Origin of the sequence: Pseudomonas sp. 2995-1, from assembly GCF_002742505.1 — a bacterium.
GTDB classification, from domain to species: Bacteria; Pseudomonadota; Gammaproteobacteria; order Pseudomonadales; family Pseudomonadaceae; genus Aquipseudomonas; species Aquipseudomonas sivasensis.
On sequence record NZ_LJSA01000037.1, the window covers coordinates 1 to 231 of the forward strand.

General features: G+C 42.0%; 1 protein-coding gene. It reads right to left on the reverse strand.

Annotated elements, in window-relative coordinates; genetic code table 11:
- A partial coding sequence (locus tag AOA61_RS00130; RefSeq protein WP_143521129.1) for a M28 family peptidase occupies positions 1-231 on the reverse strand: 231 nt, incomplete at both ends.

The window sequence follows — 231 nt, forward strand, 5'->3', positions numbered from 1 at the left end:
GTTAAATGTTGATGATTCTAATCTTTTCGCCATCTCCAACACCACGGCGACACCTGCTCTATCATCGGCACCTAAAATACCATCACTACTGGACCAAAGGTTACCATCCTTTATGATTTCACGGCCATCTACAAATGCTTCAACTGTATCCATATGAGCATTAAGTAGAATTGTCGGGCCACTTCCATTTCGATACGTTTTCTGTGCCAGAATATTACCAGCATGATCAAC